The sequence below is a fragment of the Ornithinimicrobium faecis genome, from assembly GCF_023923225.1.
Lineage (GTDB): Bacteria > Actinomycetota > Actinomycetes > Actinomycetales > Dermatophilaceae > Ornithinicoccus > Ornithinicoccus faecis.
Genome location: NZ_CP099489.1, coordinates 2,325,783 through 2,342,169 on the forward strand (window position 1 = coordinate 2,325,783; position 16,387 = coordinate 2,342,169).

The following is a 16,387-nucleotide window of genomic DNA, read 5'->3' on the forward strand; positions in this document are numbered from 1 at the left end:
TCACGGCGGCTCGTGACCATGTTGGCGTGCGGTGTCCTACTTACTGCCTGCCTCGGAGATCCGCCCCCGGAGCCTGCAACTGCGCCGCTCGAGGTCGTCATGGACACGTGCGGGCTCAATCGAGACCAGGTGGCACCTGGTACGCATGACGTCAGCATCGTGGGGGCAGGACAGCTCGTGGTCACTGACGAGGCCGGCACCGAAGTCCTCGCTACGGACAGCGACGGACAGAGCGCGCTGGGCAATTGGTAACAACTGCGCAGACGTACACGTTCAAGTGCGTCACGGACAGCGGCGAGGGCGAGGCGACTTTCAATTCGCTCGCGCAAACAGCGTGACCGTATGCGGGCCTCTTCGTGGCCTCTGCGGTGAACTGGCAGGCCGCGGACAACCTGCTTCTCCGTGAGTCAGGACCGCGGCGACATACGTTATGTCCCGATGTTGCCGGTCGCGCGCACCCGCCTGAGGGTCAACCTTAGGTTGACGAATGATGCGTCGCTGTCTAGGGTGAGGGTGCGGTTGACGGACTCAGCGTTCAGGCATGGGATCGCCGAAGCCGACATTCTGCACGCGTTCAGAAACGCGGTGCGACTCGTGGAGATCGAGCAGTACGGCGAGGAGCGGCTCGTCGTCATCGGGCCAGACCGGGCTGGCCACTGGCTGGAGTTGGTAGCCATGCCAGCCCATGATGCAGGCCGGATTATCCCTGCCGATGGAAGTTCTACGAGTTCTTGAAGTGAGGTGATCTGCATGGCAACAACGAACATCAACGACATCGAGAAGGTGCTGGACGACCTCGACCCAGCAACGGGCCAAGTTCGCGACGCCGTTCACTTCCGTCGGATTATCGCGGCGAAGGAAGGAGTGGCTCAGGCCGAGCGCGAACTGCACGATGCCGTTCGCGCGGCACGCGAAGCCGGTGACTCCTGGTTGAGTATCGGTCTAGCGCTCGGCGTTACGAAGCAGGCCGCACAGAAGCGCTTCGGCCGCTCATCAAAGGCCTCGTCGCGACAGTAGCGTGCGGCCACGCTCGCCGTTGAGGGCCGACGTTTCACACTGTCAGGCCACGGGCGCCAGTGTCGCCGGTGGGGCAGTGGCTGGAGCCGAGCGAGATGATCCATCGGATGCAGTAAGCAGAGGTTGACTTTACATAATGTGCCTTATCGGCGTTACTCTTGGGGCGGGATTCGATGCCGAGATGAGTCTGCTTCACCTGCACCGCCCAGTACGCGGGTCGACATCCAGGGGCAGTCACTAATGCTTGCGTCTGACACGAACTCTCGTCCTCGTCTCGCGCTGCCGCAGTTATCGAGTGGCGGCAGCGGTCGCTTGTGTACGCCTCGAAATGTCTAGCAATAGTCCAATACTGGCCTCGTTCGGCGGGCATGTTCTGACGGCTGACCCGAATTCTTAGTGTGCGGTGAACGGGCTGTGGACGCCGTCGTAGGCCAGCCGGAGCATCATGCCCTCGTGTGCGTGAGGCAGGTTGTGGCAGTGATTCATCCAGATGCCAGGATTCGTCGCACGAAAGGCCACCTCCCAGACCTCGCCAGGACGCACGTCGACCGTGTCGACCCACAAGGGACTCCCGGAGGCCTGGGTGTCGTCCCGGGACACGATCAGCACGGCATGGCCATGAAGGTGCCAGGGGTGGGTCTCCAGGCTGCGATTGACAACGGTGAAGCGCACGACATCGCCCTCAGCGACCAGTTGGTCCGGGATCGACGGGTGTCCACGGACGCCTATTGCAGCACCGGCTCGGTGCGCCACGCCGCCACTCGACTGCACCTGCACCACAGCAGCGTGGCGCGACGCCTCGAGAACATTGGCAAGAGGTTGGGCATGGAACTCACCACCCCCTCCGGGCTGGTCCGTGGCCAGCTAGCCCTCACCGCCTGGCGACTGCGGGGGCCACTCCCCCTCCCCTAGCGGCTCTGCACGGCAAGTCGGCCCGCGAGTGCCACGAACGTTGCTGCGAAGATCTTGCGCATCGTGACCAGCATCCGTGGCCTTGAGAGCACCTGGTTGCGCAGGCCGGCAGCGAGCGCTCCGTAGGCGGCGAACACCACGAACGTGAGCGCCATGAAGACGGCACTGAGCCCCAGCATCGCCAGGACGGCACCCTCGCCAGCGGGGACGAACTGGGGCAGGAAGGCGAAAAAGAAGATGGTGAGCTTGGGGTTCAGTAGGTTCAGCGTGATGCCCGTAGACACCAGCGCCCAGGCTGAGGTCGGCTCCGTTTCCCGGTCGAGGGACAGGGAGCCCTTGTCGCGCCACGTGGTCCAGGCCAGGTAGAGCAGGTAGGCGACGCCGGCGTACTTGATGATCGCGAAGGCCACTCCGCTCGCCTGGAGAACGGCGGCGAGACCGGTGATCGCGGCCACGAGGTGGGGCAACGTCCCCAGGGTGCAGGCGAACGCGGCCAGGGTGCTTGCCCGGGCTCCACGGGCCAGGCCCGTGCCGATGGTGAACAGGGCCCCGGTGCCCGGTGTCGCGACGATGACCAGTGCTGTGAGCAGGAAGGCTGCCGACATGTCAGTCCCTCGTGCGCGGCGCGGTGCCGCGTCGGGCAGCTGCTGGTGCCGGTGGGAAGGCTGGGTCCATGCCCCATCAAAGCAGCGCAGGGGCCTCGGTCCGCAACCTATTTACGGCCGCGTCCCCCCGCCAGCGGACCGGGAGTGTGCCCCGATCGGGCGTCAGGAGCTGCCCCGATCGGGTGTCAGGAGTTGCCCGGAGCGGGCCTGCCGAACTGACCCCAACTGCTGATCTCCTCGATGGGCTTGCGACCGGACAGCTGAGGTGCGGCCTGCTCCTGGGAGACGTCTGTGTAGCCCAGGCCGATGGCGGACCACGGCTCCAGGTGGTCCGGAATCCCGAGCAGGTCACGCACCTGCTGACGTTGTGCTCGGTGGCTGAACCAGGCCGTGCCACTGCCGATGCCCAGGGCCTTGCCCGCGAGCATGACGCGCTCCTGCAGGCGGCCGTCATCGTAGGCGACCCCGCGGTTATCCCCCTCCATGGCGACGACGATGGACGCAGTGACGTTCTCGAGGAAGCCGGCGAAATCACCGCAGCCGGCGAGAGCCTTGTTGGTCTCGGGGTCAGTCACCACCACCAGGTGCCACGGCTGGGTGTTCTTGGCGCTCCCGGTCCACCGGGCCACCTCGAGGAGCTCCTCGAGGTCAGCCTGCGCCACCGGGGTGTCCAGGAACCGCCGGGACTGACGCAGACTCTTCAGGGCGGTTAGTAGAATGGCATTCTGGTTTGTCATGTCCCCATCATGCACGACAACACCTCACTGGGCGTCGCCACTCGACCTCGTGCCGCCGATGACCTGACCAGCGAGATGTTTTGGCGCCTGGAGACAGTAGGACTCGGTGAGCATCTCCCCCAACTCCTCCCAGTCGGTGCTCTCGTCCAGGACGATGCCCACGACGTTGTCGCCCCAGCCGGCCTTGAAATAGGGCGGACCGGAGTGCTCGAAGACCATCACCTCGCCCAGCTCGGCGCGAAAGACGACCCGGAAGAGCTGGTCCTCGCCGCCGAACACATGGGCAATCGTTGCCTGGCCGACTCGCCAGCGGGTGCCCACCCAGGCACGCTCCTGATAGGCCTCCGGGAGCGTGTCAAAGAGGTCGCTAAGACGCTGGATCCACTCTGGCGGGACATCGGGACGATCAGCCACAGCAGCAGTCTGCACCACGGCACGGACAGTGCCACCGGTCACTCGGGACGGTCGAAGTCAGGGCCGTCGCCCACCGCAAAGACGACGAGCTCAACCCGGGTGTGATTGGCCGGGTTCTGAGCCGGCATGTCGCCGATCTGCGTCTCGAGCAACCCCCACCCGACCTCGGCCAGCGTGGCCGGAGCGACCCGTGCCATGACCTCCAGGTGCCGCCAGATGACGGCCACGCGCTGACCGTCGTGGTCCACGACGAACTGACCGATGCAGTCGTTGAAGGCATCCCACCCGGCGCCATACCAGTCGGGGAAGCCAAAGACCTCGCCGATGTGGCGGTGCGCCTCCGGGCGGGAGGTCATGCGACGTCCGTCGAGCTCGATCCGCAGATAGCCCCACCGGTCCAGGTGGGCGTCCAGCAGGGGCCAGGCATCCACGTGGACGTGGGACAGCGGGCCGGAGCGCAGGAACGGCAGGTCACGGCGGGCGTTGGGACGGTCAGGCACAGTCAGTGTCCTCCTGGGGCGTGGCTGGGATCGCGGGCTGGGTCGGGCGGGTGCCCACGGCGTGCCTTGGTCAAGAACGGATCGACCACGGCGTGGAAGGCCTCCGGGTCGTCGCGGCGCACGCAGTGACCCACCCCGGGCAGGAGCGAGGCACCCACGAGTGGGTTGGTGACGATGCAGCGGTGGCGGGCGGTCTCACCATCGGCGGGCACCACCAACAGCGTCGGGACCCGCAGGTCATTCAGCACGGCAGCGACGTCCCACTCCCCCAGGTGCAGGTGCGCGATCATCGCCCGGTCAACCTGAGACTTGCAGGCTGCCCACGCCCGGATCTCAGCGTCCGACCACGACGTCACCTCGCGCATGCGGGAGATCTCCGCGGCTCCCCCGTCGGCGAAGGTGTCCAGGAAGGCCTCCTGCTCGGCCACGAACGACTCCGTGGCCGCTGCCACGCTGGCCAGGGCCGGGTCCTCCAGCACCAACCGTTCCACCAGATCCGGACGTCGGGAGGCGACCAGCACCCCCACCCGACCACCGAGGGAGTGGCCGAGCAGGGTCGCCGGCCCTCGGCATACGGACTCCAGGAGGGCGATCACATCGGCGACCATGACCTCCATCACCGACGTCAGCTGCGCGTCGCTGAACCGCGGTGAGTCGCCGTGCCCGCGCAGGTCGGGAGCCAGGATCCGCCAGTCTGCAGCCCAGCGGTCCACTGCGTCCGGCCAGGTGGTGCCGGCTTCTGTCAGACCGTGCAGCAGCACCAACTCGGGCCCATCCGGCGTGCCACACTCGTGCACGACCAGGCCGGAAGGGCTCACGCGGGCCTCACCGGCTGTCGCAGGATCGTGCGCTGCCTGTCCGGAGCGACCCGGCGGACGTCACTGAGATAGATCTCGTGGTGCGTGCCGGTCAGGGCCAGCCCCTGGCCCGGGATGAACTCGTGGTGCAACTGCGCCAACACGGCCGCCTCGTCGTCGAAGGCGCCGACGTGCAGCGTCTGCACGCACCGCCCCTCCGCCAGGGACTCCACGCGCAGGTCATCGATCCTCGGTGGTCGCGACTTCTTGGCGCGGACCGTCTCGATGGCCGACTCGACGAGCTGGCTGTCGATCCAGTCAGGCACCAGCAGCATCACGGTCCAGTCCCAGCGTGACTTGTCGCGGGCCGCGGTGAACGCGTCCATGTCCTTCGCCCACCACAGCCCCTCCAGCGGAGGGACCACAAAGTCCCGGCCCAGCTCCCGCCGACTCGCGAACTTCAGCGTGTAGGCCACCGGATAGAGCGCCTGAAGAGCCTGCGCGAAGGCCGGTGCCGAGTTGGGGTCACCCTGCCCGTCAACCATCAGATAGATCAGCTCAGGGACGTCGAGGAGCCGGAACTGGCCCGTGCGGGCCTGATAGCCGTCGAGGCTCTTCTTGAGGTCGACCTTCTCGCTCATCGGGACGGCACCTCGGGCTCCTCGTGGTGGATCATCGGGCTGAGCCCCGGCACGGTGGTCGGCAGGAGCCGGAGGCCTCGCTTGTGGCACAGGCTCTCGGTCAGCCCGGGGTTGCTCGCCAGATCCAGGATCGCAGTCTTGCCCACGACACCGACACGACGGAGCGCCTCCGTGAGCAGGAAACGTCGGATGCCCTCCGCGTGGGGGCCCGGCCGGACGAACAGACGCCCGATGACCAGCAGCGCGTCGGCGTCCATCCCGGTCGCCGACACGAGCGACGCGTCGGGCTCCCCCGGCGCGAAGATCTGCACGTGACCCTGGACGTTGCGCGTGGGCGCCACACTGACCGGGGCCGCGTCAAAGACCCAGGACTGGTCGGCGCTGACCTCCAGCAACCACGCCCGGCGTGCTGCCTCATCGCCGGCCCCCGGCTGCCAGGCGAGCGCCTCCAGAGCCGAGCACAACGGAGCCAGATCCTGCTCCAACCGATCGCGGATCACCGTGTCCCTTCCGTGGATGGTGGGCCACCCGGACACCAACGTTAAGGGGTCGGTCCCCGGGCGTAGAGTGGCCGGCCGTGAGCGGACCCGGCACCACCGAGCAACGCAGCCCCTGGCCGGCCCTGTGGGCGCTGGTGGTCGGCTTCTTCATGATCCTGGTCGACTCCACCATCGTCTCGGTGGCCACCCCCACCCTGATGGAGGCCTTCGACACCGACGTCAACGGCGTCCTGTGGGTCAGTTCGGCCTACCTGCTGGCGTATGCCGTGCCTCTGCTGGTCACCGGGAGGCTGGGTGACCGCTTCGGTCCCCGACCGGTCTATCTGACCGGCTTGGCAGTCTTCACCGTCGCCTCCCTCTGGTGCGGGCTGTCCGGTGAGCTCGGGCTGGGACTGAGCGGACTGATCGCCGCCCGCGTGGTGCAGGGCCTCGGCGCCTCGCTGATGACACCGCAGACGATGACCGTCATCACCCGCACCTTCCCGGCGGAGCGACGCGGCACGGCGATGGCCCTGTGGGGAGCGACCGCGGGCGTCGCGACGCTGGCCGGTCCGCTGCTCGGTGGCCTGCTGCTGGACTCACTGGGCTGGGAGTGGATCTTCTTCGTCAACCTGCCGGTCGGCGTCATCGGGTGGGTCCTGGCCTTCCGGCTGGTCCCGAGGCTGGCGACGCACTCGCACCGCTTCGACCTGCTCGGTGTCGTGCTGAGCGGCGTCGGCCTGTTCTGCCTGGTCTTCGGCCTCCAGGAGGGCCAGGTTTACGACTGGGGCACCATCTGGTCCTGGATCTCCGTGCCGCTGCTGATCGGCGTCGGGATCGCCCTGCTCGGCCTGTTCATCGGGTGGCAGGCCCGCAACCGCCGCGAGCCGCTGGTGCCGCTGCGGCTGTTCGGTGACCGCAACTTCTCCCTGGCCAATGTCGCCATCACCACGATGGGCTTCACCATCACCGCGATGATCTTCCCCTTCTACATCTGGGCCCAGTCCGTGCGCGGCCTCTCCCCGACGCAGGCCGCCCTGGTCATGGCTCCCTCGTCCGTGCTGTCCTTCCTGCTCGCCCGGTATGCCGGCCAACTCACCGACCGGGTCCACCCGCGGATCCTCGTCGGCAGCGGCACCGTCCTGCTCGCCGCGGGCCTGGGGCTGCTGACCCTGGCCATGACACCGACCGCTCCGTTGTGGCAGGCGCTGGCCGCCGCTGCCGTGCTGGGCGTCGCCAACCCGCTGATCTGGGGGCCCCTGTCGACCACCGCGACCCGCAACCTGCCGATGGCCGACGCGGGCGCCGGGGCGGGCGTCTACAACACCACCCGCCAGCTGGGCGCGGTGCTGGGCAGTGCCGCGATCGCGGTGCTCATGCAGGCCCGGATCACCGCCCACCTTGGGTCAGGTGGTCCAGCTGGCTCTCCCGGCGGTGCTGGGGCGAGTGGCGCCGATCTGCCCCCGATGGTGGCGGACGGGCTGTCGCGGGCGCTGGCCGAGTCCCTCTACCTGCCGATGGGCGTCATCCTGCTCGGGGCCCTCGCGGCGCTCTTCTTCGAAAGGCCGCGTCACCTGCTCCGTCGGTGAGGGCACAAGCGGACTACCGTATGCCGGGTGCCCGGCCTCTCCTCCAACGTCACCGACACCGCCCTGCTGTTTGAGGGTGGCGGCATGCGCGCCAGCCACACCTCTGGCATGGTCGTCGCGCTGCTCGAGGCCGGGATCCACCTGGACTGGGTCGGGGGCATCTCAGCCGGTGCCAGCAACGCCGCCAACTACCTGTCCCGGGACGCCGACCGGGCCCGCCGCTCCTTCACCGACTTCGCCGCCGACCCAAAGTTCGGTGACGTGCGGACCTTCGTGCGCGGCGAGGGCCTGTTCAACGCCCGCTACATCTATCAGGAGGCCGGTCTGCCGGGGCAGGCGCTCGCCTTCGACTGGGACACCTACGCCGCCAACCCCGCCGCCTTCCGGATCGGCGGGTTCAACGCCACGACGGGCGAGCAGGTGCACTGGGGGCGCGACGACGTTCACGACATCCACGACCTGATGATCCGGGTGCAGGCCTCCTCGACGATGCCGGTCCTGATGCCGCCGGTCACCATCGACGGGCAGATCTATGTCGACGGCGCCCTCGGTCCTGCTGGAGGCATCCCGCTGGACGCCGCCCGAGCCGACGGCTACGGCAAGTTCCTGGCGGTCCTGACCCGAGAGCGTGGCTACGTCAAACCACCCCAGGGCGGCGAGTGGTTCTTTCGCCGGCACTTCCGCAAGTTTCCCGCCGTCGCCGAGGCCCTGATGCGCCGCAGCCAGCGTTACAACGCCACTCGCGAGGAGCTCGTCGAGCTGGAGCGCCAGGGACTGGCCTACCTCTTTGTCCCAGAGCAGATGCCGGTCGGCAACGGGGAGCGCAACGTCGGCAAGCTCGCCGCGAGCCACCGGGCCGGTCTGGCTCAGGCGCGTCGGGAGCTGCCGGCGATCCGGGAGTTCCTCGGGCTGGCGCCGCAATGACGAGCAGGACCGGTCCCAGCGCACGGCGCGCCGGTCTGCTCATCACCGCGATCCTGGCCTCCCTGGCCATGATCGGTCCGTTCACGATTGACACGGTCTTCCCGGCCTTCGCATCGATGGGTCGTGACTTCGACGCCAGCACCGCGGCCATGCAGCAGGTCACCAGCATCTATCTCATCTCGTTTGCGGTGATGAGCATCCTGCACGGACCGCTGTCGGACACCCTGGGCCGCAAGCCGGTCATGCTCACCGGCCTGGGGCTGTATGTGCTGGCCACGATCGGGTGCGCCCTTTCCCCCAGCCTGCCGGTGCTGTTGGCCTTCCGGGCACTCCAGGGAGCCTGTGCTGGTGCGGCCACCATCGTCAGCCGTGCGGTGATCCGTGATCTCTACAGCGGGCCCGAGGCTCACCGGTTGATGAGTCAGGTGATGATGATCTTCAGCATCGCCCCCGCCATCGCCCCGGTCGCCGGCGGCCTGCTGCTGGCCTGGGGTCCCTGGCCGATCATCTTCTGGGCCATCGCCGGCTATGGCGTGGCCATCGCCGTGGCCACCGCGATCGTCCTCCCGGAGACGCTGCCCCCGCAGGACCGACAGCCGCTGCGCCTCGCATCGATCGTCGCCGGTCTGCTTGAGGTCGCCCGCCACCCCGGGTTCGGGCGCCTGGCCCTGGCCACCACCTTCGTCTTCGCGGCCCAGTTCGTCTATATCGTCTCGGCCCCGATCATGATGGTGGACCTGCTGGGCAAGGGAGAGCAGGATTTCTGGATCCTCTTCGCCCCGCTGATCACCGGCATGATGCTCGGCGCGTGGCTCTCGGGACGCCTCGCCGGACGCGTCGACACCTCGGTGCTGGTGGACCGTGCCGTGTTGGCGGCGCTGATCGCCGCAGGCCTCAACCTCACGTTGATGTTGACCGTGCCGACGTTGCCGTGGGCCGTCCTGGGGCCGGCCTGCATTGCCTTCGCGGTCGCCATCGCGTTCCCGGTGCTGCAGCTGGCGATGCTCGATCTCTTCCCCCACCACCGCGGGTCGGCAGCGTCGCTGGCGACCTTCGCCAGCCTGGTCTTCAACGCCCTGCTCGCCGGGGCGATCTCACCGCTGGTGACCGGCTCGCTGACCGTGTTGGCGCTGTCCAGCACCGTGTTTGCGGTGGTGGGAGCCGGTTTCTGGCTCCTGCACCGCCGTCTCGAGTCAGTCGCTGGTCCCGCGGTCAGCCCGTGACGGTGACGCGCGACCCCATCGCCATGGCGCCGGAGCTCCACAGATAGTCCATCGCCGCGGTGGACAGGCGGGAACACCCGTGCGAGGCGGGATAGGTCGGGATCGAGGTCGACCCGTGCACTGCCCACCCGCGGTCGTAGTACATCGGGCGCCACATGTCCCCCAGCGATCCGTGTTGCCAGCCAGAGCTCCACGTCGAGTAGACCTTCCAGGATCCCTGGTTGGTGACCGCCCGATAGGTGTGTCCGTCGAGGGTGTAGGGCTCACCGTTGCCGGTGCTGGTGTTGAAGGCGTGGACGGTCTGGCCGCCGCGGACCACGAGGAGCAACTGTCGCCCCAGGTGGACCTCGATGCGGGTGCCGCCGCCACCCTTCGGCTGGGGCAGCGACCCGGACGCCACCGCGTTGCGGGTGAGCGGACCGACGACGCCGTCGGTGGCCAGCTGGTGGTGCTTCTGCGCAGCCCAGACCGCCTGCTGGGTGAGGTGCCCGAAGATGCCGTCCACGCTGCCGCACCAGTATCCAGTGTCACTCAGGTCGCTCTGCAACGAACTGACAGCGGTGCCCGTGTTGCCGCGACGCAGCAGCCGGGTGGACGCTGTCGCGGCCAGGGCGCTGCCACCCAGGGTGTTGCCCAGTGGCAGCAGAGCGGCTCCGGCGGCGACGCCCAGTCCCCCTCGCAGCAGCGTGCGCCGGTTCATTCGGGCATGCGTGATCGACGTCATGGCAGTTCCCCTTGCCTCGTGTGATTCCCCCGGGGGCCCATCTGGGCTCCCGTCCTGCCGGCCGCGGCCCCTGTCACGGTGGGACGCTTCCGGCCAGGAGCCCCTGCGGCTCCCTGTGTCTGTCATGACGCAGCGGGAGCCCCCATCGGTTGCACCTGCCAGCGAGAAAATGTGGTGGCAACCCGACGGGAGGTCGGGCGTGACAGGATCGGGCTATGCCGTCCGACAAGTCCCTCCGTGCCGTCCCGCAGGTGCGGTCGTGAGCCGCAGCGGGTGGACGCTGGTCATCGGGGCCATCGTGTTGTTGCTCGCCTGGTGGGGCCTGCGCATGCTCTGGTGGCGGATGAACTATATGGTCCCGGCATTCGGCCTGGGCCTGATCGCCGGCGTCGCCCTCACGCTCTGGCTGGTGCGCCCCCGGCGCTGAGCGCCGCATAGAGCAGGAGCACCGCGGCCACGATGGTCGCAAGCTGCCCACCCAGCAGAGTCAGGCCCGTCAGCAGGATGCCCAGGAACAGGGCGCCGCCGGCCACCAGCAGGAGGCGGGGCTGCACCCGGATCCAGGCGATGATCATCAGCACGAGCGCCCCGACCAGGAACACCCGGGCCACCGTGCCGTTGCCGCTCAACGCCTCGGAGCCGCCGGTCAGTCCCGGCGAGTAGAAGGAGCCGGAGCACCAGACCGTGCCATCACTGAAGTTCGGCATGCACGTGGAGCCGACGTACCACCCACCGGTGCTGAACTCGGTTGAGGTCGTCCAGGGCAGGCCGAGCGCGAGGACGATCAGCAGACCGGCAGCCAGGACCGCGACCCGCTGGCGGGTCGTGGCGAGCACGGGTCAGAGCTTCCGGTCGGGGCTCAGCAGGACCGCCGCCGTGGCGCACGCCGTGCCCAGGGTCACCAGGAAGGCCATGTTGGTGCTGATCGTCGGCAGCATCAACAGCGTCCAGAACAGCAGGAGACCACCGGCGCCGATGGCACCGATCGTCCAGCCCGCCCCCGACAATGCGGTCCGGGGCAGCAGCGCTGCGCCCTGGGCCAGCGCCATCAGGGTGGCGAAGCCGGCCCAGGTCCAGGTGTCGCTCCACAGCACCGAGTCGCGGCCGTCCATGTCGATCGAGATGCCGATCACCACGAGCAGGAGTGCCAGGACGTGCAGCACGATCCGCACGACGTCGCCGGTGGCCATCCCGCTGTTGCCAGACACCGGCGCGGTCGCCTGGCCGGTGTTGTGCTGCTGGCCCGTGCTGTGCTGTGGACCGGTGCTGTGCTGCTGGCCAGTGTTGTGCTGTTGAGTCTGCGGGCCGGAGATGCCGGGGCTGGCTGCTGGCTGGCCGTAGCCACCGCCCTGCGGCGGGGTGCCGGGCTGACCAAACCCACCCTGCTGCGGACCGCTGTGTTGCGAGTTGCCCTGTTGCGGGTTGCCCTGCTGTGGGTTGCCCTGCTGCCCACCAAACGCCCCCTGGCCTCCCTGTGGTCCCCACGGACCGGCCGGCGGCTGGCCCTGGGACTGGCCCGGTGCTGACTGGCCCGGTGCTGACTGGCCCTGGGACTGGCCAGGTGCCGGCTGACCCGACTGCGGGCCCCACGGGTGGCCCTGTCCCGGCTGTGGTCCGGTCTGATCGGTCACGGTTTTCCCCTTGGTGGTTCAACAGATGGTCTCAACACGCTCTGCAGGAGCCTACCGCTCGGCGGGTCGCGTTCTGGGACAGGCACCCCGCGCTGGCACTAGGTTGTCGACATGTATCCCACGCTGGGCGACCTCCTGGGCGTCGACCTGCCGATCGGCACCCACGAGTTCTTCGTGGGCCTCGGCGTCGTCGTGGGGCTCGTCGTGGTCGGCATCAGACTCCTGCAGACCGGGGCCGGCCGCGACGAGCGGATGCTCTGGATCGTTGCCGGCGCCCTCATCGGTGGCGCGGTCTTCATGCGACTGGGCACCTGGCTGCAGGACATCGACCTGCGGGACAACGCCTCGTTCGTCGAGCAGTGGCTCTATGGCAACCGCAGCATCCTCGGCGGCCTGGTCGGTGCCTGGCTCGGGGTGCACGTGGCCAAGGCGATCACCGGCTATCCCGCCCGGACCGGCGATCTCTTCGCGCCGGCCGTGGCGCTCGGCATGGCGGTGGGCCGGTGGGGCTGTCACCTCACCGAGCTGCCCGGCACGCCCAACCCGCTGGGTTTCGGCCCGGTCCTGGACCCGGCCACCGCGCAGCGGCTCGGTGGTGTCGCGGGGGTCCCGTTGCACGCCAGCCTGCTCTATGAGGCGGTCTTTCACGCGATCGCCTTCGGGCTTATCTGGTGGAGCCTGTCGCGGCGGCGGTTCCCGCAGGGTGAGACCTTCGTGCTCTACATCGCCTCGTATGCCGTGCTCCGCCTCCTCGTCGAGTTCGTCCGGGGCAATGAGGTGGTCTGGATGGGACTGAGTCGGCCCCAGTTGTTCCTCCTGGCGGTGGTTCCCCTCGTGCTCGCCCGGATCGCATGGCAGGCTCATCGCGGGGTCTATTCACGACAGGAGACACACAGCGTGGAGCAACAGCACGACAGCGCGGACTCACGGGCGGATCTGCCGGTGTCGCGGGAGGCCGGCAGATGAGTGCCAAGGTCGGCTCCGGAGCAGCCCTGCGGGACTTCCGGGTGCACCGCTATGTCAACGCCTTCTGCCCGCACTGTCACGAGGAGGCGCCGGACCGTCCGCTGGAGGACGTGCGCCGGCTCTCCGGCTGGCTCGCCGAGCGGGACGGCAAGATCTTCCTCGAGCGCGGCTGCCCCGACCACGGCTTCGTGCGCACCCTGTATGACGAGTCCGCGCAGATCCTGCGCTATCTGGAGGAGTGGACGGCCCCCACCAAGGAACACACCGCCGACGTGACGGGCAACTTCAAACCGGTCCCCTCGGCATACGCCGATGGGTTGCCCCAGATGCAGACCCAGCACACCTGCATCCTGCTCGAGGACATCACCGATCACTGCAACCTGAAGTGCCCCACCTGCTTTGCCGAGTCCGCCCCCGCCCTGGCCGCGACGGCGCCGCTGGAGGAGATCCTCGCCTCGATCGACACCCGGCTCTCGCGGGAGAACAACCGTCTCGACGTGCTGATGATCTCCGGTGGCGAGCCGACGCTGCACCCGCAGTTCGAGGAGCTCCTGGAGGCTGCGGTCGCCCGCCCGATCGTGCGGATCCTGGTCAACAGCAACGGGCTGCGGATCGCCCGCGACGACGCTCTGCTGGCGCTGCTGCGCAAGCACCGCGAGCGGGTGGAGGTCTATCTGCAGTTCGACGGGCTCACCGCGCAGGCCTCGAAGCACCACCGCGGCGCCGACCTGCGCCGGTTCAAGGAGTTGGCCATCCAGCGGCTCTCGGCGAACGGCATCTTCACCACGCTGACGATGACCGCCGCGCTGGGGGTCAACGACGAGGAGATCGGCGACGTGCTCGACCTGGGGCTGGCCACGCCCTATGTCGGGGGCGTGACCATCCAGCCGGTCTTCGGCTCGGGCCGCTCGGCCGGCATCGACGCGATGGAGCGGCTCACGCACACGGGGGTGCTCAGCCGGCTCGGCCCCCAGACCGATGGCCGGGTGACGTGGCAGGACCTGACCGCGCTGCCCTGCTCGCACCCGCACTGTTGCTCGGTGGGCTATCTGCTGCGCGACGACGCCGGTGAGTGGAAGTCGCTGGTGGCCCTGATCGGCCACGACCGGCTCAAGGAGTTCCTCGACCTGGAGCCGGACGTGCTGGCCAACCGGATCGCCGACCAGGAGCTGCCCGCGCAGTTGCGCCGCGTGGTCAAGGACAGCCTGCTGGACCTGCTCAGCGAGCAGTCCTCGTTGTCCCACCCCAACATCGGGTCCCTGTGGCGTGACATCTGCACCAACTGCGACATCGGCATCGGCACCCTGACCCGCCTGGCGACCGCTGGACTGCCCGGTGGCCAGGCCAAACTGCGCGCCATGTTGGGGGAACGGGTCCTGCGCGTCACCGTCAAACCGTTCATGGACATCAACACGATGATCGAGGAGCGGCTCACGCAGTGCTGCGTGCACGTGGCCACCGTCAATGAGCAGGACAACTCCCACCAGTGCGCGCCGTTCTGTGCCGTGCAGGCCTGGGCACCGCTGTCGCGCACCCGACTGTCGACCGCGACCGGTGGTCGGCGCAACCTGTTGGAGGCGACCACGTGAGTGCCACCTCGCGTCCTGCCGTTGAGCCCGGGATCCCGGGCACGCCGAGACCACCTGAGCAGGCGGAGCCCTTCGACCCGCTGCGCCTGTGCATCTTCGCGACCGTCGCGCTGCTGGGCTGGTTGGCCGGCCCCTTCGCGCTGCTGGTGTTCGCTGGCCTCGGTTTCGCGGGCTACTGGAAGGCCCGGCGAGCTGGGCTGACCCGCTCGAAGTGCCTCCTGCGCGACACCCGACTCGTCCTGGCCTACCTGGCGCTGCTCGTGGTGGCGGCCGGCGTCGGCATCTGGTGGGAGGTGCTCCGTGGCTGACGACCAGTCCCCCGACGAGCCGTTCGACCCCTATGCGCCTCCCCCGCCGGGACAGCAGGGCCCGCCGCAGGGTCAGGGATACGGCCCTCCCCCGCAGGGACAGCCCTACGGACAGCCGCCGCAGAGCCAGGGCGCCCCCGGGCACGGCTACTACTACCCGCAGGGCTACAACACGCCCTATGAGCCGCCGCCCAAGAAGTCGAGCCTGCCGCTGTGGTTGGGCGCCCTGCTGGGCCTGGTGGGCGTCTTTGCCGGGATCTGGGCCTCCACCCTGGTCAATCCCGACCTGTTCCCCTGGGTGTCGCTGGGTGGGCTGGTCGTGCTCGTCGTCCTCCTCGTGGTGCCCGCAACGAGACGCTGGGGGCTGGGTGTGCTGATCGGGGTGGCCCTGAGCATCCCCGTCGGGCTGATCATCTTCGCGGGGGTCTGCATCGCTCTCATCGCTGGCTATTCACAGACAGGATCCTGATGACACCACGCACCTATCGCACCTCGACAGGCACCCTGCTGGCGCATGACCAGGGCGCCCACGTGACGCAGTGGTGCGTGGGCGACTCACCGGTGGTGTGGGTGAGCGCACAGTCGGAGTATGCCGAGGGTCGGCCCATCCGCGGCGGTGTCCCGATCTGCTGGCCCTGGTTTGGTCCGGGCCGCTCCGGTGACATGCAGCCCAGTCACGGCTTCGCCCGGATCGCCCCGTGGCGCCTGGTGGGCGACGAGTCCGTCGACGGGGAGTCGGCCCGGCTGATGTGGGAGCTGACCGACCAGGACGCTCGTGGGCTGCCTGGGGCCGAGCACTTCCCCCACGCCTTCACCGCCAACCTTGAGGTCGTCGTCACCCACAGCGCCAGCATCTCGCTCACCGTGCGCAACGACGACACCCGTCCGTTCGACTACGAGGCCGCGCTGCACACCTATCTGCATGTCGGGGATGTCCGCCAGACCCGCTTGACCGGGCTGGACGGGGCGGCCTACTGGGACAAGGTGACCCAGTCCGCCGAGACCCAGCACGGCGACCTGACCTTCCGGGGTGAGACCGACCGGGTGCACACCTCTGACCGGGCGGTCGCGCTCCACGACCCCGTCCTCGAGCGCACCATCACCATCGACAAGGCAGGCTCCCCCACGACCGTGGTCTGGAACCCGTGGGCCGACAAGGCTGGCGCGATGTCAGACTTCGGTGACCAGGAGTGGACGCAGATGGTCTGTGTCGAAGCGGCTGCGGTGGGCAGTGACGCGGTGGGGCTGGAGCCCGGTGGTGAGCACACCCTGTCCACAATGTTCACGGTGTCCTCGCTGGATGAGTCATGATGGCTGCCGACAACCGCGCG

23 protein-coding genes are annotated in these 16,387 nt (G+C 68.6%); 12 read left to right on the top strand and 11 right to left on the bottom strand.

Features of this window, described 5'->3' with window-relative positions; translation table 11 throughout:
* The first annotated feature begins 402 nt into the window (after positions 1-402).
* Both NF556_RS10810 and NF556_RS10815 read left to right on the top strand, forming a co-directional pair.
* Positions 403-735: a hypothetical protein gene (locus tag NF556_RS10810; RefSeq protein ID WP_252590949.1), complete on the top strand. Its 333-nt coding sequence runs from the start codon at positions 403-405 to the stop codon at positions 733-735.
* A gap of 15 nt (positions 736-750) precedes the next feature.
* A complete protein-coding gene (locus tag NF556_RS10815; protein ID WP_252590951.1) occupies positions 751-1,017 on the top strand; it encodes a hypothetical protein in 267 nt (88 codons plus the stop codon).
* A 393-nt stretch (positions 1,018-1,410) separates the two neighbouring features.
* Here NF556_RS10815 and NF556_RS10820 read toward each other — a convergent pair whose 3' ends face one another.
* Positions 1,411-1,770, bottom strand: a complete 360-nt coding sequence (locus NF556_RS10820; protein WP_345780111.1) for a multicopper oxidase domain-containing protein — start codon at positions 1,768-1,770, stop codon at positions 1,411-1,413.
* Between NF556_RS10820 and NF556_RS10825 the strand changes: the two genes are divergently transcribed.
* Entirely contained in the window at positions 1,651-1,929 is a 279-nt protein-coding gene (locus NF556_RS10825) for a helix-turn-helix domain-containing protein (protein WP_252590955.1), read from the top strand. The two genes, NF556_RS10820 and NF556_RS10825, sit on opposite strands and share 120 nt — an antisense overlap.
* Here NF556_RS10825 and NF556_RS10830 read toward each other — a convergent pair.
* From NF556_RS10830 to NF556_RS10860, 7 genes are all read right to left on the bottom strand, one after another.
* Positions 1,926-2,534, bottom strand: coding sequence for a LysE family translocator (locus NF556_RS10830; RefSeq protein WP_252590956.1), 609 nt, complete (start codon positions 2,532-2,534; stop codon positions 1,926-1,928). The two genes, NF556_RS10825 and NF556_RS10830, sit on opposite strands and share 4 nt — an antisense overlap.
* Before the next feature lie 185 nt (positions 2,535-2,719).
* Entirely contained in the window at positions 2,720-3,271 is a 552-nt protein-coding gene (locus NF556_RS10835) for a nitroreductase family protein (protein WP_252590957.1), read from the bottom strand.
* A gap of 24 nt (positions 3,272-3,295) precedes the next feature.
* The gene (locus tag NF556_RS10840) at positions 3,296-3,685 is read right to left on the bottom strand and encodes an MmcQ/YjbR family DNA-binding protein (RefSeq protein WP_252590958.1); all 390 of its coding nucleotides are present in this window, start codon (positions 3,683-3,685) and stop codon (positions 3,296-3,298) included.
* A 38-nt stretch (positions 3,686-3,723) separates the two neighbouring features.
* The gene (locus NF556_RS10845) at positions 3,724-4,185 is read right to left on the bottom strand and encodes a barstar family protein (RefSeq protein ID WP_252590959.1); all 462 of its coding nucleotides are present in this window, start codon (positions 4,183-4,185) and stop codon (positions 3,724-3,726) included.
* Between the two features lie 2 nt (positions 4,186-4,187).
* Positions 4,188-5,003 carry an alpha/beta fold hydrolase gene (locus NF556_RS10850; protein ID WP_252590960.1) on the bottom strand — a complete coding sequence of 272 codons (816 nt, stop codon included), beginning with the start codon at positions 5,001-5,003 and terminating at the stop codon, positions 4,188-4,190.
* The gene (locus NF556_RS10855) at positions 5,000-5,623 is read right to left on the bottom strand and encodes a GyrI-like domain-containing protein (protein WP_252590961.1); all 624 of its coding nucleotides are present in this window, start codon (positions 5,621-5,623) and stop codon (positions 5,000-5,002) included. Before NF556_RS10855 ends, NF556_RS10850 begins: the two co-directional genes overlap by 4 nt.
* The gene (locus NF556_RS10860; protein WP_252590962.1) at positions 5,620-6,123 is read right to left on the bottom strand and encodes a hypothetical protein; all 504 of its coding nucleotides are present in this window, start codon (positions 6,121-6,123) and stop codon (positions 5,620-5,622) included. Before NF556_RS10860 ends, NF556_RS10855 begins: the two co-directional genes overlap by 4 nt.
* 77 nt (positions 6,124-6,200) lie before the next feature.
* Between NF556_RS10860 and NF556_RS10865 the strand changes: the two genes are divergently transcribed.
* From NF556_RS10865 to NF556_RS10875, 3 genes are read left to right on the top strand one after another with little or no spacing between them, the layout of a single operon-like run.
* Positions 6,201-7,691: a DHA2 family efflux MFS transporter permease subunit gene (locus NF556_RS10865; protein WP_256829863.1), complete on the top strand. Its 1,491-nt coding sequence runs from the start codon at positions 6,201-6,203 to the stop codon at positions 7,689-7,691.
* 27 nt (positions 7,692-7,718) lie between these two features.
* The gene (locus NF556_RS10870; protein ID WP_256829861.1) at positions 7,719-8,615 is read left to right on the top strand and encodes a patatin-like phospholipase family protein; all 897 of its coding nucleotides are present in this window, start codon (positions 7,719-7,721) and stop codon (positions 8,613-8,615) included.
* Entirely contained in the window at positions 8,612-9,838 is a 1,227-nt protein-coding gene (locus NF556_RS10875) for a multidrug effflux MFS transporter (protein ID WP_252590963.1), read from the top strand. Before NF556_RS10870 ends, NF556_RS10875 begins: the two co-directional genes overlap by 4 nt.
* Here the strand turns inward: NF556_RS10875 and NF556_RS10880 are convergent.
* On the bottom strand, positions 9,828-10,562 hold the full coding sequence (locus NF556_RS10880; RefSeq protein ID WP_252590964.1) for a L,D-transpeptidase family protein: 735 nt from the start codon (positions 10,560-10,562) through the stop codon (positions 9,828-9,830). The genes NF556_RS10875 and NF556_RS10880 overlap by 11 nt on opposite strands.
* Before the next feature lie 259 nt (positions 10,563-10,821).
* Between NF556_RS10880 and NF556_RS10885 the strand changes: the two genes are divergently transcribed.
* A complete protein-coding gene (locus NF556_RS10885) occupies positions 10,822-10,989 on the top strand; it encodes a hypothetical protein (RefSeq protein ID WP_252590965.1) in 168 nt (55 codons plus the stop codon).
* On the opposite strand, the gene NF556_RS10890 is transcribed toward NF556_RS10885, so the two are convergent.
* Both NF556_RS10890 and NF556_RS10895 read right to left on the bottom strand, forming a co-directional pair.
* Positions 10,958-11,398 carry a hypothetical protein gene (locus NF556_RS10890; RefSeq protein ID WP_252590966.1) on the bottom strand — a complete coding sequence of 147 codons (441 nt, stop codon included), beginning with the start codon at positions 11,396-11,398 and terminating at the stop codon, positions 10,958-10,960. The two genes, NF556_RS10885 and NF556_RS10890, sit on opposite strands and share 32 nt — an antisense overlap.
* A gap of 3 nt (positions 11,399-11,401) precedes the next feature.
* Positions 11,402-12,193 carry a hypothetical protein gene (locus NF556_RS10895; protein WP_252590967.1) on the bottom strand — a complete coding sequence of 264 codons (792 nt, stop codon included), beginning with the start codon at positions 12,191-12,193 and terminating at the stop codon, positions 11,402-11,404.
* Between the two features lie 111 nt (positions 12,194-12,304).
* Between NF556_RS10895 and NF556_RS10900 the strand changes: the two genes are divergently transcribed.
* From NF556_RS10900 to NF556_RS10920, 5 genes are read left to right on the top strand one after another with little or no spacing between them, the layout of a single operon-like run.
* Positions 12,305-13,159 (top strand): prolipoprotein diacylglyceryl transferase, encoded by an 855-nt coding sequence (locus tag NF556_RS10900; protein ID WP_252590968.1) that lies wholly within the window; start codon positions 12,305-12,307, stop codon positions 13,157-13,159.
* A complete protein-coding gene (locus tag NF556_RS10905) occupies positions 13,156-14,748 on the top strand; it encodes a radical SAM protein (protein ID WP_252590969.1) in 1,593 nt (530 codons plus the stop codon). Before NF556_RS10900 ends, NF556_RS10905 begins: the two co-directional genes overlap by 4 nt.
* Positions 14,745-15,056: a hypothetical protein gene (locus tag NF556_RS10910; RefSeq protein WP_252590970.1), complete on the top strand. Its 312-nt coding sequence runs from the start codon at positions 14,745-14,747 to the stop codon at positions 15,054-15,056. Before NF556_RS10905 ends, NF556_RS10910 begins: the two co-directional genes overlap by 4 nt.
* Entirely contained in the window at positions 15,049-15,525 is a 477-nt protein-coding gene (locus tag NF556_RS10915; protein ID WP_252590971.1) for a hypothetical protein, read from the top strand. Before NF556_RS10910 ends, NF556_RS10915 begins: the two co-directional genes overlap by 8 nt.
* Positions 15,525-16,367: a D-hexose-6-phosphate mutarotase gene (locus tag NF556_RS10920; protein WP_252590972.1), complete on the top strand. Its 843-nt coding sequence runs from the start codon at positions 15,525-15,527 to the stop codon at positions 16,365-16,367. Before NF556_RS10915 ends, NF556_RS10920 begins: the two co-directional genes overlap by 1 nt.
* The last annotated feature ends 20 nt before the right edge of the window (positions 16,368-16,387 follow it).